Source organism: Nocardia sp. NPDC004278 (assembly GCF_053602975.1).
Genome location: NZ_JBSGEQ010000005.1, coordinates 308,323 through 322,185, shown reverse-complemented (window position 1 = coordinate 322,185; position 13,863 = coordinate 308,323). Strand labels below are relative to the sequence as shown.

The 13,863-nt window shown below is 66.2% G+C and carries 15 protein-coding genes; 5 read left to right on the top strand and 10 right to left on the bottom strand.

Translation table 11 applies throughout. From position 1 onward, the window contains the following. Positions 1-28: 28 nt before the first annotated feature. The gene (locus ACWEO2_RS10685) at positions 29-874 is read right to left on the bottom strand and encodes a LysR family transcriptional regulator (protein WP_452405069.1); all 846 of its coding nucleotides are present in this window, start codon (positions 872-874) and stop codon (positions 29-31) included. A gap of 82 nt (positions 875-956) precedes the next feature. Here ACWEO2_RS10685 and ACWEO2_RS10680 point away from each other — a divergent pair, with 82 nt between their 5' ends. Beyond that, positions 957-1,967: a bile acid:sodium symporter family protein gene (locus ACWEO2_RS10680; protein ID WP_452405068.1), complete on the top strand. Its 1,011-nt coding sequence runs from the start codon at positions 957-959 to the stop codon at positions 1,965-1,967. Between the two features lie 10 nt (positions 1,968-1,977). Here ACWEO2_RS10680 and ACWEO2_RS10675 read toward each other — a convergent pair whose 3' ends face one another. After that, positions 1,978-2,379, bottom strand: a complete 402-nt coding sequence (locus tag ACWEO2_RS10675) for a hypothetical protein (protein WP_452405067.1) — start codon at positions 2,377-2,379, stop codon at positions 1,978-1,980. A gap of 151 nt (positions 2,380-2,530) precedes the next feature. Further along, entirely contained in the window at positions 2,531-3,232 is a 702-nt protein-coding gene (locus ACWEO2_RS10670) for an HAD family hydrolase (protein ID WP_452405143.1), read from the bottom strand. Between the two features lie 146 nt (positions 3,233-3,378). Here ACWEO2_RS10670 and ACWEO2_RS10665 point away from each other — a divergent pair, with 146 nt between their 5' ends. Then, entirely contained in the window at positions 3,379-5,331 is a 1,953-nt protein-coding gene (locus ACWEO2_RS10665) for a gamma-glutamyltransferase family protein (protein WP_452405066.1), read from the top strand. 164 nt (positions 5,332-5,495) lie between these two features. Here the strand turns inward: ACWEO2_RS10665 and ACWEO2_RS10660 are convergent, their stop codons facing one another. The 4 genes from ACWEO2_RS10660 to ACWEO2_RS10645 all read right to left on the bottom strand — a co-directional run bounded on the left by ACWEO2_RS10660 (position 5,496) and on the right by ACWEO2_RS10645 (position 8,557). Beyond that, positions 5,496-5,879, bottom strand: coding sequence for a PH domain-containing protein (locus tag ACWEO2_RS10660; RefSeq protein WP_452405065.1), 384 nt, complete (start codon positions 5,877-5,879; stop codon positions 5,496-5,498). Positions 5,880-6,011: 132 nt separating this feature from the next. Then, positions 6,012-6,485, bottom strand: coding sequence for a 6,7-dimethyl-8-ribityllumazine synthase (gene ribH / locus ACWEO2_RS10655; RefSeq protein WP_354960190.1), 474 nt, complete (start codon positions 6,483-6,485; stop codon positions 6,012-6,014). 52 nt (positions 6,486-6,537) lie between these two features. Further along, a complete protein-coding gene (locus ACWEO2_RS10650) occupies positions 6,538-7,782 on the bottom strand; it encodes a bifunctional 3,4-dihydroxy-2-butanone-4-phosphate synthase/GTP cyclohydrolase II (protein ID WP_452405064.1) in 1,245 nt (414 codons plus the stop codon). Positions 7,783-7,933: 151 nt separating this feature from the next. Then, on the bottom strand, positions 7,934-8,557 hold the full coding sequence (locus ACWEO2_RS10645; RefSeq protein WP_452405063.1) for a riboflavin synthase: 624 nt from the start codon (positions 8,555-8,557) through the stop codon (positions 7,934-7,936). Between the two features lie 579 nt (positions 8,558-9,136). On the opposite strand from ACWEO2_RS10645, the gene ACWEO2_RS10640 reads away from it, so the two are divergent. Next, positions 9,137-9,607: a hypothetical protein gene (locus ACWEO2_RS10640; RefSeq protein ID WP_452405062.1), complete on the top strand. Its 471-nt coding sequence runs from the start codon at positions 9,137-9,139 to the stop codon at positions 9,605-9,607. A 21-nt stretch (positions 9,608-9,628) separates the two neighbouring features. Here ACWEO2_RS10640 and rpe read toward each other — a convergent pair whose 3' ends face one another. Then, positions 9,629-10,285, bottom strand: coding sequence for a ribulose-phosphate 3-epimerase (rpe, locus tag ACWEO2_RS10635; RefSeq protein WP_452405142.1), 657 nt, complete (start codon positions 10,283-10,285; stop codon positions 9,629-9,631). A gap of 96 nt (positions 10,286-10,381) precedes the next feature. Between rpe and ACWEO2_RS10630 the strand changes: the two genes are divergently transcribed. Both ACWEO2_RS10630 and ACWEO2_RS10625 read left to right on the top strand, forming a co-directional pair. Further along, positions 10,382-10,804, top strand: a complete 423-nt coding sequence (locus tag ACWEO2_RS10630) for an ATP-binding protein (RefSeq protein WP_355178067.1) — start codon at positions 10,382-10,384, stop codon at positions 10,802-10,804. A gap of 56 nt (positions 10,805-10,860) precedes the next feature. Further along, entirely contained in the window at positions 10,861-11,661 is an 801-nt protein-coding gene (locus tag ACWEO2_RS10625) for a SigB/SigF/SigG family RNA polymerase sigma factor (protein WP_452405141.1), read from the top strand. 46 nt (positions 11,662-11,707) lie between these two features. Here ACWEO2_RS10625 and ACWEO2_RS10620 read toward each other — a convergent pair whose 3' ends face one another. Both ACWEO2_RS10620 and ACWEO2_RS10615 read right to left on the bottom strand, forming a co-directional pair. Then, positions 11,708-12,049, bottom strand: coding sequence for an MmcQ/YjbR family DNA-binding protein (locus tag ACWEO2_RS10620; RefSeq protein WP_452405061.1), 342 nt, complete (start codon positions 12,047-12,049; stop codon positions 11,708-11,710). A gap of 450 nt (positions 12,050-12,499) precedes the next feature. Beyond that, positions 12,500-13,840: an RsmB/NOP family class I SAM-dependent RNA methyltransferase gene (locus ACWEO2_RS10615; protein ID WP_452405060.1), complete on the bottom strand. Its 1,341-nt coding sequence runs from the start codon at positions 13,838-13,840 to the stop codon at positions 12,500-12,502. Positions 13,841-13,863: the final 23 nt, after the last annotated feature.

The window sequence follows — 13,863 nt, the reverse complement described above, 5'->3', positions numbered from 1 at the left end:
ACGGGTGCGCCGGTCGCGGTGGCGCGGCTCAGGAGAAGCGGCGCGCACTGGCGATGATGGCGTCGCACAGCGCCCGCTGCGGTGGTGACAGGCGGGTGTGACGGCGCATCAGCACGAATTCGAGTTCGCCGAGCTCCGGCAGACGGTGCGTGGGCAGGACGACGAGGCCGTCCGGGAGCAGCGTTTCGGCGTGCACGATGACGCCGAGACCGGCCAGGACGGCGGCGCGCAGGCCGAGTTGGCTATCGCTGGTGCAGGTCACCCGCCAGGTGCGGGCGTCGCGTTCGAGGGCCTGCAGCGCGATGCGGCGGGTGAGGCTGGGCGGCGGATAGGTGACCAGCGGTACCGGATCGTCGAATTCGATTGCGGCCGAACGGCCCGCCCACACCAGGCGGTCGCGCCAGAGCAGTTCGCCGTGGCGTTCACCCGGCAGCCGCTTACCGACGACGAGGTCGAGTTCGCCGGTCTCCATCCGGGTTTTGAGGTTTTCGCTCAGGCCGACAGTGAGCTCCAGATCGATGCCGGGATGGGTGCGCTGGAATTCGAACAGTACGTCGGGCAGCTCACGGGCCATTACGTCATCGGAGGCGCCGAGGCGGATCAGGCCGGTCAGGGTCGAGTCGGAGAAGTAACGCTCGGCCTGGCCCTGGGCGTCGAGGATGGTGCGGGCGAAGCCGACCATGGCCGCGCCGTCGGCGGTCAGCGCGAGGTTGCGGGTGTCGCGGCGGAGCAGTTCGCGCCCGGCCGCCTTCTCCAAGCGGGCGATATGACCGCTGACGGTGGACTGACGCAGGCCGAGGATGCGACCGGCCGCAGTGAAACCACCCGCGCGTTCGACGGCAAGAAAGGTCCGCAGCAACTCGGGTTCGAACACACCGCAATTATCACCGATTGCGTTTACAGATATCGAACCCAACGCCTATCGCGATCAGTCACCAGCGCCATACCGTCGACAGGTGAGGTTCTTCGCCAAACTACGTATCGACGCGTTCATGCTCGGCATTCTGGTCAGCGTGGCAGTGGCGGCACTATTGCCTGCGCGCGGTGCCGCGGCCGATGCGCTCGACTGGATCACCAAGATCGCGATCGGCCTGCTCTTCTTTCTCTACGGCGCTCGGCTCGCACCACGCGAGGCGCTGGCCGGGTTGCAGCATTGGCGTCTGCATTCGGCGGTTCTGGCCGCGACCTACCTGATCTTCCCGCTGATCGGTCTGGCACTGCGACTCCTGGCGCCGTCGGTACTGACCGATGACCTCTACACCGGCGTGCTGTTCCTCTGCCTGGTGCCCTCCACCGTGCAATCATCGATCGCCTTCACCTCGATTGCCCGCGGCAATGTCGCCGGTGCGGTGGTCAGCGCGTCACTGTCGAATCTGATCGGTATCTTCGCGACGCCGCTGCTGGTAATGCTGCTGATGGACACCACCGGCAACGCCACCGTCTCCATCGCCGCGATTCTCGCGATCGTGGTCCAGCTGCTGCTGCCGTTCCTAGCCGGTCAGCTGCTGCGGTCCAGGATGGTCCGGCTGCTGCGACATGCCGCGCTGACCAGGACGGTCGATCGCGGTTCGGTGTATCTCGTCGTCTATGCCGCCTTCAGCGCGGGGATGGTTGAACATATCTGGAGCGGCATTTCGCCGCGGGCACTGCTGGCGACTGTCGCGGTGTGCGCCGGCATCCTCACCACCGTTCTGACGATGACCACTTTCGGCAGCCGCTTCCTCGGCTTCTCCCGTCCCGACCAGATCGTCGTCGTGTTCTGCGGCTCGAAGAAGAGCCTGGCCACCGGCCTCCCCATGGCCTCGGTCCTGTTCGCAGGACATCCGGTCGGCCTGATCGTGTTGCCGCTCATGGTCTTCCACCAGATCCAGCTATTGACCTGCACGGTTCTCGCACAGCGCTACGCTCGATCCGACAATGCATCCTCCGATGTCGCGACGGTCGAGCCATCCGCACGGCCGGTGTGATTCGATATGTTCAGCGCTCGACGACGGTGACCCGAATGTCGAACCAGGCCTTGGCTTCCGGCTGCCACAGCTGATGGACGATCGTCACCGACGCACCCAGCGTGAAGAGAACGACGACCACCCCCGCCAAATCCGGGACCGCCTCGACATGCACCCGCAGCACCGCGACGGCCTGTAGCACCGCGAGCCCGATCGCGACCCGACGTGCCAGCGGCCCACGACCGAACCAGCACACGGTGAGGGCGAGCAGCCAGCTGCAACCGAATTGCAGGGCTGCGGATCCGGCCGCCTCGTCCGTGCCGATCAGGCCCATGACAACCGAATAGGCGAGGCCGAAGCCCGCGAGTCCCGACGCCGCCTCCCTGGCCTCCCGAACCGCTTCGGGCAGCGCGATCGGTCGCGCGGTTGGCACGGTCGAAGATTCGAAATACGCCTCAGCATCCATGGCCACTCCCGTCGAGCCTGCACACCCGCGATGTGTTGGGCCTCACAGCAAGCTAATTCAGCGCGGGGACATCGACATTCAGGACACAGAGAGTGTGTCACAGGTCACAGAGCAACCGCTAGGTTAGTTCGAACTGCCGCAAGACATCGAGCAGCCCTTCGGCACGATCCGCCGTCGGCACGGGATCGACCAGCGCAAAATCACAGCCCGCGGCCACGGCACCACCATCGGCTTCGGCGCTGTCACCGACCATGAGCGCCGACTCCGGGCGCACGCCGAGCTGATCCAGCGCGGCCAGGAAGATTCGCGGATCCGGTTTCACCGCGCCGACCTCGAACGACAGCGTATGCGCCGCGATGAGCCGATCCCAGCCGTTGGTGGCGAACGCCGGCCGGATATCGAAGGCGATATTGCTCACCACTGCGACCGGAATATCTTGTGCCGCCAGGGTTTTGAGAACGGCACCGGTGTCGGGATACGGCGTCCAGGACAGCGGGTCCAGCAGCCGGTCGTAGAAGCGCTCGATCAGCGCAGGCGTCGGCACCCCGGCTTGCCGCAGCACCTCGAAGTAGGCCTTGCGATGCATCGCTGGATCCAGATCCCGCCGCTCCCACGCAATCCGGCCCGCGGCGTCGAACCGTGCGCCATCACCGACCGGCCGGGTAATCCGTTCGAGGATGGCGACTTGGTCCATGGGCTCGCCATCGAGTCCGACCATGCCGTCCCAGGTCTCATCGGGCTCCAGCCGGAACAACGTGCCGGAGAAGTCGAACAGCACCGCCTCGATCGCCACTCGATCCAGCGTACCGACCGTGATCATCGGCGGGACTTCGCTCACGCGGACACCTGCGGAGAATACTTGTCCGCGAGGCATTTTCGGCACCTGCGCATCCGGCTTACCACGGGTGGGAGCTGACAGCGCCGGAATTCCCGCGAGGGTCGGCGATCGGCGATACAGTGCCGTCCATGAGTCGCACGCGAGGAACCTGGGTCAGCGCCGCGGCGGCGCTCACGCTCATCATCGGCGTTGTCAGCGGATGTTCGTCCGAGGACAAACCGGCGAACGCGGCGTGTGCGGCAACGCCGAACGGCACCCCGGTGGTCGCGACCTCGGCGGGTGCGACGCCCGGTGCGACCAAGGATCTGAGTACCAATCCCGAGATCGCGACCGGTTACCGGTCCGGGATGACGGCGGTGCGCACCAAGACCTACGCGGTCTCGACGGCCAATCCGCTGGCCACCAAGGCGGCCTGCGAGGTGCTCAGCAATGGCGGTACGGCCGCGGATGCGCTCATCTCGGCGCAGACGGTGCTCGGGTTGGTGGAACCGCAGGCCTCCGGCATCGGCGGCGGCTCGTTCCTGCTCTATTACGATGCGGCGAGCAGGAGCGTGGAGGCCTACGACGGCCGGGAGGTCGCACCCGCCGCCGCCACCGAGAACTACCTGCGCTGGGTCAGTGATACCGATCGCACCGAGCCGAAGCCGAATGCGCGGGCGAGCGGACGCTCGATCGGCGTACCCGGCGTCCTACGCATGCTGGAAATGGCGCATCGCGACCATGGAAAGACCACCTGGCGGGACCTGTTCAGCCCGGCCATCGGCCTCGCCGATCAGGGCTTCCCGATCAGTCCGCGCCTGGCGGGCCAGATCGCCGAATCGGCCAAGGATCTGGCCGCTGACGAGGCCGCGAAGGCTTACTTCCTCAACCCGGACGGCACACCGAAGCGGGCCGACACGGTCCTGGCCAATCCGGCGATGTCCAAGACCCTCAACGCCATCGCCAGCGACGGCGCGAACGCCTTCTACACCGGCGCGATCGCCCATGACATCGTCGACGCGGCCGACTCCGCCGCGGGCGGGCGCACTCCCAGCCTGATGACCGTCGACGACCTCGCCGGATACCAGGCCAAGAAGCGGACCGCGCTGTGCACCAGCTATCGCACGCACGAGATCTGCGGTATGCCGAGTCCGTCCTCGGGCGGCATTACCGTTGCCGCCACCCTCGGCATCCTGGAGAACTACGACCTCGCCGCACTGCGCCCGGACAATATCGATCGCAATGGCGGCAAGCCGAAGGCCGATGCGGTGCATCTCATCTCCGAGGCGGAGCGGCTTGCTTACGCCGACCGCAACAAGTACGTCGCCGATACGGATTTCATTCCGCTGCCGGGTAATTCGCCGCAGACCCTGCTCAATCGGGACTACCTGAAGCAGCGTGCCGGCCGCATCGATCCCAACCACAGCATGGGCACCGCCCAACCCGGCGATTTCGGTCCTGTTCCGCTCGGTGTCGGCCCGCAGCCACCCGAGCACGGCACCAGCCATATTTCGATCGTCGACAAGTACGGCAATGCCGCCTCGATGACCACCACGGTCGAATCGGCCTTCGGATCATTCCATCTCGTCGACGGATTCGTGCTGAACAACCAGCTCACCGACTTCTCCGCCGACCCGCTCGGCACCGATGGCGCTCCGGTCGCCAACCGCGTGCAGCCAGGTAAGCGGCCGCGCAGCTCGATGAGCCCGACCCTGGTCTTCGACCACAATGCCGACGGCTCTCGTGGCGATCTGACCCAGGTCGTCGGATCCCCCGGCGGTTCGGTGATCATCCAGTTCGTCGTGAAAGCCCTGATCGGCGTGCTGGACTGGGGCCTCGACCCGCAGCAGGCGGTCTCCGGAGTCGCCTTCGGCGCCGGAAACGGTCCGGTGACCGGCGTCGGCGGCGAACATCCCGCCATCAACGCCACCGATAACGGCGATCACGACCCACTCGTGCTACGCCTACGCGAACTCGGCCATCAGGTCTCGGTCGCTCCCCAATCCAGCGGCCTCAGCGCATTGCAGCGCGACGGGTCCGACGGCTGGATCGGCGGCGCCGACCCGAGGCGCGAAGGCGCCGTCCTCGGCGACACCCACTGACCGACTGCGGTGGCGCTATCCGGTCCGCAGCATCGGATAGCGCGGTGGGCCGCCATCGAGCGCCAGGTCACTGTGCCGTTCGAACCCGAAACGTTCGGCGCGGACTCGGGCTTCGGACGCCATACAGTGCGAGGGTAATACTCCCGAACCGCTGACGTCGCTGCTCACTCCTGTGCGGCAGTGTATTTCGCGCCCAGTTCCCGCAGCTTGTCCAGCGCTTCGACCGCACGTTCCTTGTCGTTGGAGCGGATCGCCATCAGTGGGACGTAATCGTCGTCGATGAGTTCGAGGCGGGCCCAGGACTTTCGGTCCGGGAACGAGACGCCGCGGATGTACTCCCAGGGAAATTCGGTGTCGCCCAGGATATTGCGCACCGAGACTCCGCGTTTGCCGACGCGCACCCGCGGCCGGGTCAAAAGCAGCACTGCCGCGGCGCCGAGTACGCCGATGCCGATCATCGCAAGTTGGTCCGCGAACCGGAAGTTCACGCCCGTCGAACCGTGGCGCAACCAGATGCCGCCTGCCGTGAAACCGGCCACGAGCAGCACCGCCACGATCCATGCAGTCCGAACCGCGCGACGGGGCCGCACCTCGAGCTCCCAATCACCTTGTCCCGGCGCGGCAGCCGAACCCGCCCCGTCGCCGGGGCGCCTACGCCAAATGCGCACGACCGGCATGGCCTACGGCCGCAGCGCGCGCAGCGTCAGCGCGGCGTCGAGCGCTGCCGCGGCGGCCTGTTCGCCCTTGTTCTCGGCGGAACCGGGCAATCCGGCCCGGTCCAGCGCCTCCTGCTCGTTATTGGTGGTGAGCACACCATTCGCGACCGGCGTGCCCGCATCCAGCGATACCCGGGTCAGACCGGCGGTCACCGCGTCACAGACGTATTCGAAATGCGGTGTGCCACCGCGGATCACCACGCCGAGCGCGACCACCGCGTCATGGGAGCGGGCCAGTTCCTGGGCCACCACCGGCAATTCCATCGCGCCCGCACACCGCACCACGGTGATGTGCTCGACGCCCGCGTCCTTGGCCACCTTTTCCGCATTCGCGACCAGGGTGTCGCAGATCTGGGTGTGCCAGCGCGAGGCGACGATGCCGAGCTTGAGGTCCTTGGCATCCGACAGCTCGAAGCTGGGTACGCCGGTGCCGCTCATCGAATACCGCCTTTCCAGGCTGTGTCGGGGTGCGAATACTCGGGATAGGAAATCACTGCGCCGTCTCGCCCAGATCGAGCTCGTCCAGCCCGATCAGATCGTGGCCCATCCGGTCCCGCTTGGTGCGCAGGTACCGCAGGTTCTCGGCGTTGGCGCGCAACGGCATCGGCACCCGCTCGGTGATCTTGAGCCCGTAGCCGTCGAGTCCGACCCGCTTGGCCGGATTATTGGTGAGCAGGCGCATGGACCGGATGCCCAGATCCACCAGAATCTGCGCACCGGTGCCGTAATCGCGAGCGTCGGCGGGCAGGCCGAGCTCCAGATTCGCATCGACGGTGTCGTGGCCGGAATCCTGCAGCTGGTAGGCCTGCAACTTGTGCATCAGCCCGATGCCGCGCCCCTCGTGCCCGCGCATATAGAGCACCACGCCGCGGCCCTCCTGAGCCACCATCTCCAGCGCAGCGTCCAGCTGCGGACCGCAGTCGCAGCGCAGCGAGCCGAAGACGTCACCGGTGAGGCATTCCGAGTGCACCCGAACCAGCACATCGTCGCCGTCTTCGATATCACCGCGCACCAGGGCGACATGTTCGACATCGTCGTAGATGCTCTGATAGCCCACGGCCTTGAATTCGCCGTGCGCCGTGGGGATCCTGGCCTCGGCGACCCGGATGACCTGCTTCTCGTGCTTGCGCCGCCAGGCGATCATCTCGGCGATGGAGATCAGGGCCAGATTGTGTTCGTCGGCGAAGACACGCAGCTCCTCGGTGCGAGCCATATGGCCCTCATCCTTCTGGCTGACGATCTCGCAGATGACACCCGCGGGCTGCAGTCCGGCCATCCGAGCCAGATCGACCGCGGCCTCGGTGTGGCCGGGACGGCGCAACACGCCACCGTCCTTGGCGCGCAACGGCACAACGTGACCGGGACGGGTCAGATCGTCGGCCTTGGCATTCGGATCGGCGAGCAGTCGCATGGTGGTGGCGCGGTCGGCGCCGGAAATACCGGTGGTGACGCCCTCCCTGGCATCGACCGAAACGGTGTAGGCGGTGCCGTGCTTGTCCTGGTTCTGCGCGTACATCGGCGGCAGGCCGAGACGATCGCAGTCATCACCCGTGAGCGGCACGCAGATATAACCGGAGGTGTAGCGAATCATGAAGGCGACCAATTCGGGGGTCGCCTTTTCCGCCGCGAAGATGAGGTCGCCCTCGTTCTCGCGGTCCTCGTCGTCGACGACGACAACCGCCTTACCGGCGGCGATATCGGCGACTGCGCGCTCGATGCTGTCGAACCTGGTCACGTCTGCTGTGCTCCATCTCGAAATAGGTGCCTCACTACACTACTGTGTTGGATTTGCAGCGCCTGCGGCGCTGCGTGTTCGCTCGTAAGACTCGCTCCGTGGTGGTCGCCGGAGCGCGAACGCCAGATCCAGCACAGCGTTTACCCGCTGCTCACCCGCGTTGTTGCAGGCGCTCTACGTACTTGGCGATGACGTCGACTTCCAGGTTCACCTTGGTCCCGACGGCGGCGGTGCCGAGGTTCGTCATGGACAGGGTGGTCGGGATCAGGGAGACCTCGAACCAGTCGCGATTGCCGTCGGCGGCGGGTGCGTCGGCGAGGCCGAGGCCCGAGACGGTCAGTGAGATGCCGTCGACGGTGATCGAACCCTTCTCCACTACATATCGGGCGATCGCGTCCGGCAGCGAGATCCGCACGATCTCCCAGTTCTCCGAGGGGGTGCGCGTGAGCACGGTGCCGGTGCCGTCGACATGGCCCTGCACCAGGTGGCCGCCGAGCCTGCTGTTCAACGCGGCCGCGCGTTCGAGATTGACCCGCGAACCAATGCCGAGTCCGCCGATGCTGGAGCGGTTCAATGTCTCCTGCATGACGTCGACGGTGAACGAATCGCCGTCGACCACGTCGACGACGGTCAGGCAGACGCCGTTGACTGCGATCGAATCGCCGTGCCCGGCATCGGAGGTCACCAGCTTGCCCCGGATCGTCAAACGAGCGGCGTCGGCCAGCTCCTCGGTGGCGACGATTTCGCCGAGCTCCTCGACGATGCCTGTGAACATGCCTTGACTCCCTGTCGCGTCGTTTCTACGGTTGCCGAACAGCCGGGGTCCGGCGACTATTCCCGTCGGCACCGGTCCCTGCCCAGCGTAACGACGCCGGGTCGTAGAAGACAGCGTGGTTCCGTCCAGCGGCCAGTCGAAACCGCGGCTCGGCAACTCGAGCCAGAAGCAGACCACAGGGCACCCCGGAACGCACCGAACCAGCGTCAATTATTTTTCGAAGCGAAATAATGTACGGACGTGTGAAAATATCGCCGTTTACCCGCCGACGATAATTGTTCATTCCTATTTGTGGAACAGCGCAACGCGAATTCATCCGTCGCGCATAGTGTCGAACATAACGTTGTACCCACTGGCGACACAGTTACACCGAAACCTTGCGCGGGCGAGAAAACGGTCGCAAGATTGTTACGCAGCTGATTCCTCTCGTTCAACTTCGTCCCGAGCAGTTCAGTGCGGAACGGTTCGCCCCGGGTCTGCGACGCAGTCCGGCGAGTTCGACCAGGAAATCCACCACTCGAGGAAGCCAGGAAACAGCACAGTGGGACAAATCAAGTTCGACACTAATGGGGGTGTCGCGTGACCACTCTTGTCGATTCGACGCTGGAAGTTCGCTGTGTGCAGTACCGGCGCGAATTTCATATGCCTGCATCGATCGACCCGACGTCGCGCCGCATCCTACTTCATATCGGTACCCATTACGGCGCCATCACGATGCCCGCCGATCTCGGCGAACAGGTGCAGCGAGAGCTGACGCAGGCGCAGATCGCCGCGCCGGTGGTGCACCACCCGAGGGCACGACGCTGGACCTTCATCACCGGCCCGGCCCGGCCCGACACCCTCAGCGCGGCCGTCTCCGCGGAGTTGTTCCGGCTCTACGCGACCGTCGCCTGCACCGGTAGCCAGGTTGTGCTCCCCTCACCCGATGATGAGCGCACCGGCTATCGCACCTGGATCCAGCCGCCGGAGAACGCGACGAACCTGCCACCGCTCAGCTCGGTGATCGAGGCGACGCGAGCGCTCGGCAGCCGGAAAGCGCCCGCCCGCTAGGCGATTCGGCCCGTCAGGGTTTCAGACCGCGCGCAGTGCAGCGGCCCGCTGCCGCAGTTTCTCGACGGTCGCCGCCGGGTCATCGGTGTTGTAGATCGCGGATCCGGCGACGAAACAATCGATACCCGCCTCCGCGGCCGCCTCGATCGTATCGGCATTGATACCGCCGTCGATCTCCACGATCAAACGCAGTTCACCGGCGTCCACCAGCCGACGCACGATCCGCGCCTTCTCCAGCACGTGCGGAATGAACGATTGTCCGCCGAAGCCAGGTTCCACGCTCATCACCAGCAGTGTGTCGAAGTCGCGCAGGATTTCCAGATACGGCTCGATCGGCGTATTCGGCTTCACCGAAAGTCCCGCATTGGCACCGGCCGCGCGAATATCGCGTGCCACCGCAATCGGATCGTCGGTCGCCTCGGCGTGGAAAGTGACGTTATGCGCACCCGCCTCCGCATAGGGCGGGGCCCAGCGGCCCGGATCTTCGATCATCAGATGGCAGTCGAGTGGAATGTCGGTGGCCTTCAACAGACTTTCGACCACCGGAAGTCCGAGAGTGAGATTCGGCACGAAGTGTGCGTCCATCACATCGACGTGCAACCAGTCGGCGCCATGCACCGCTTTTGCCTCGTCAGCGAGGTGCGCGAAGTCGGCGGACAAGATGGACGGAGCGATCATCGGCGTGGTGGGGCGCTTAAACGTCGAAGTGGACACATCGCGGGAGCTTACCGGTACCTAGGGTTGCCCCGGCCGAGAGTGGGTAGCCTGCATAGGGTGATCAACATTTCGGCGGAACAGGGGCTCTACAGCACCCCGGTGGAGATTCGGGTGGCGGCGTCGGTGACGCAGCTGCCGATCGTGCGTGGGCTCGCCGAAACGCTGGTGCTGCTCAGCGATTTCACCCTGGACGAGGTGGCCGATATCCGGCTGGCCGTCGACGAGGTGTGCTCGACGCTGATCGCGGTCGCGGCGCCGGAGACGAGCCTGCACTGCAGGTTCACCGTCGGCGACACCGAACTACTCGTCCGGGTCACCGGGGTCGCCGCCACCGAAGGACTGCCGGATCAGCGCAGCTTCGGCTGGCATGTGCTGCGTACCCTCACCGATGATGTACAAGCAACACAGGATCCGTACGACGTCGCCGTTTCCGGATATCCGACGACGGTGGAGTTCCGTCGGGTCCGGGGGAAAGCGTAGTGGCGGACGAAAACACCGTGTCCGATGCCGAGCAGGACGATGAGGTCGAACCCGTACTGACCGAAGAAGCCGCAGAGGAAGTCGAAACCCTGCAGGCATCCGGCGCGGGCTACGACGATGTCGGTGCGCTGTTCGAGCAGCTCGCCGCCGCCAAACCGGGCAGCGCACGGCACAGTGCGTTGCGCGCCGAGCTGATCAGCCGCTGCATTCCGCTCGCCGATCACATCGCCCGCAAATTCAGCGGTCGCGGTGAGCCGTTCGATGACCTCACCCAGGTGGCGCGGGTCGGGTTGGTGCATGCGGTCGACCGGTTCGATATTTCCCGTGGCTCGAACTTCCTGTCCTTCGCGGTGCCGACCATCATGGGCGAGGTGCGTCGCTACTTCCGTGACAACACCTGGGCCATGCGGGTGCCGAGACGGGTGAAGGAGACACATCTGCGTATCGGCGCCGCCATCGACTCGCTTTCGCAATCCTTGGGCCGCTCCCCGACCGCGAAGGAGATCGCCGCCGAACTCGATGTGGATCCCGACGAGGTGACCCAGGCCGTCATCGCGGGCAATGCCTACCAGCCGAGTTCGATCGACGCCGCCTCACTCGGCCGCGATACCGAGGCATCGCTGCTCGACACCCTCGGCGAGGAGGAATCCCAATTCGACCGGGTCGAGGAATATGTCGCGATCCGTCCGCTGCTCGACGGACTCCCGGAGCGCGAGCGCCGCATCCTCACCATGCGCTTCTTCGAATCGATGACGCAAACCCAGATCGCCCAGCGCATGGGCATCTCGCAGATGCACGTTTCGCGCATTCTCGCGAAAACCCTGGCCCGCCTGCGTGAGCAGTCAGCCCGCGACTGAAAGCTCGGGTCGCGGCGGCGGCACCGGCGAGCCGGTGACCAGCGAATTAGCGCGCCCGCTGTTTTCGCAGTTTCGCCGGTGCCGACAGCCACCATGCGGCGTCGAGCATCTCGCGCAGTTGATCGGGCTCGATCCGGTCGAGATCGATGAGGATGTGGGGATATCCGTCGTAGTGCGGGGTGGTGTAGAAGGTGGGATCACCCGAGGCGAGCAGCGCCTCCTTCTCCGCCATCTCGCACACCAGCGCGAGCCCGCCCTCGGCCTCCGAGCGCAGCCGCGCGAACCCCTTGCCATCCACCTTCAACGCGGGGCTGCGCCACCATGTCGATTCCGCCACCTCGGGAAGTTCGGTCGCCAGGGCCACCACCTGCTGCCACGTCATCGCCATGGGGTCAGTCTGCGGCGTCGACCCGCCGAAGTCTTGGACAAATGTCGCTTCGGATGCGGCCCCGCCTGATACACCGCCTACGTTTCGCGCACTTCCTTGGGGCGGCTGCTCAACACTTCAACAGGCGGCGGTGCAGGGCACGTGCCGCAGGACAGCACCACCGTGGAACCCGCCAGGAAATCACCCGCGCCTCAGTTCCGCGCACTTCCTTAGGACCAGTTGCTCAACACTCCAACAGGCGACCGTGCAGGGCACATGCCGCAGGACAGCACCACCGTGGAACCCGCCAGGAAATCACCCGCGCCTGAGTTTCACGCACTTCCTTAGGACCAGTTGCTCAACACTCCAACAGGAGGCCATGCAGGCCAGGTGATGCAGGCGGCACCGCCGTGGAACCCGGCCCGTGGAATCGCCCGGCACCGCCCCGCTTCAGCGGTGCCGGGGACGGTGTTATTCGACCGGTTTGCGCAATGCCGCGAGGAACATGGCGTCGGTGCCGTGGCGGTGCGGCCACAGTTGCGCGCTCGGGCCGTCGCCGATATCGGTGACGCCGGGGAGCAGGTCGCGGGTGTCGAGTTGGATGGCACCGGTTCGGCGGGCGGCATCGGCGACCACCGCGACGGTCTCCGCGAGGTGGGGTGAGCAGGTCGAGTAGAGGACGACACCACCGGGGCGCAGCAGATCCCATGCGGCGGCGAGGAGTTCGCGCTGTAGGACGACCAGTTCGGCAACATCCGCGGGGGTGCGGCGCCAGCGGGCCTCCGGGCGGCGACGCAGCGCGCCGAGACCGGTGCAGGGTGCGTCGACCAGGATGCGGTCGTAGCCGGGCGTGAGTCCGCTGGCGCGGCCGTCGGCGACGTGCACGTCGACGGGTAGGTCGTGGACCGTCTTGCGGACGAGTTCGGCGCGATGTTCGGCCGGCTCCACCGCGTCGACTCGGTGTCCATCGATTGCGGCGATGGCACCGAGCAGGGCCGCTTTACCACCGGGTCCGGCGCAGAGGTCGAGCCAGCGACCATTGTCCGGACCGACCAGTTCCGCGCGGGTCAGGGCGAGTGCGACGAGCTGACTGCCCTCGTCCTGCACGGCCGCCATGCCTTCGCGGACGGGTTCCAGCTTGCCGGGATCACCGCCGCCGTCGAGGTAGACCGCGTATGGCGACCATTTGCCCTCTTCGCCACCGGTCACCAGGGCCAATTCCTCGGCGGTGATATCGCCGGGACGGGCGACCAGATGCACGATCGGACGCGCGTCATCGGCTGCGAGCACCTCGCGCAGTTCCCCGGCCCGGGCGCCGAGCGCGTCCGCGAACGCCTGCGCGATCCATACCGGGTGGGCGAACTCGAACGCCAACCGTCCCACCGGATCTCGCGGCGCAAGCTCGTCCACCCACTCGTCGACGGACTTCTCCCCCGCCCGCCGCAGCACGGCATTCACGAAGCCCGCCTTACCGGCCCCGAATTCCGTGCGCGCCAATGCCACCGAGGTGTCCACCGCCGCGTGCGCCCCGATCCGGGTGCGCAGCAACTGATACACCCCCAGCCGGAGCACATCCAGCAGCGGCCCATCGATCTCCTCGACCGCTCGCCCCGCCCCCGCCGCGATCACCGCATCGAGCAACCCGAGCGAACGGCAGGCACCGTAGGTCAATTCGGTCGCCAATGCCGCATCTCGCCCCGAGATCCGCCGCTCCCGAAGCAGCCCCGGCAGTACCAGATTCGCGTACGCCTCCCGCTCCCGCACCGCACGAAGCACATCCCGCGCGACCAGCCGCACCGGATCCGCGGCCACGGCGGAATCCTTGTGCCGGCCAT

Excerpts from the sequence above, each read along its gene's own strand:
- ACWEO2_RS10645 (WP_452405063.1), bottom strand. The coding sequence starts at position 8,557 with ATGTTCACAGGCATCGTCGAGGAGCTCGGCGAAATCGTCGCCACCGAG.
- ribH (WP_354960190.1), bottom strand. The coding sequence starts at position 6,485 with ATGAGCGGCACCGGCGTACCCAGCTTCGAGCTGTCGGATGCCAAGGAC.
- ACWEO2_RS10620 (WP_452405061.1), bottom strand. The coding sequence starts at position 12,049 with ATGGCGATGACGTGGCAGCAGGTGGTGGCCCTGGCGACCGAACTTCCC.
- rpe (WP_452405142.1), bottom strand. The coding sequence starts at position 10,285 with ATGATCGCTCCGTCCATCTTGTCCGCCGACTTCGCGCACCTCGCTGAC.
- ACWEO2_RS10670 (WP_452405143.1), bottom strand. The coding sequence starts at position 3,232 with ATGATCACGGTCGGTACGCTGGATCGAGTGGCGATCGAGGCGGTGCTG.
- ACWEO2_RS10665 (WP_452405066.1), top strand. The coding sequence starts at position 3,379 with ATGAGTCGCACGCGAGGAACCTGGGTCAGCGCCGCGGCGGCGCTCACG.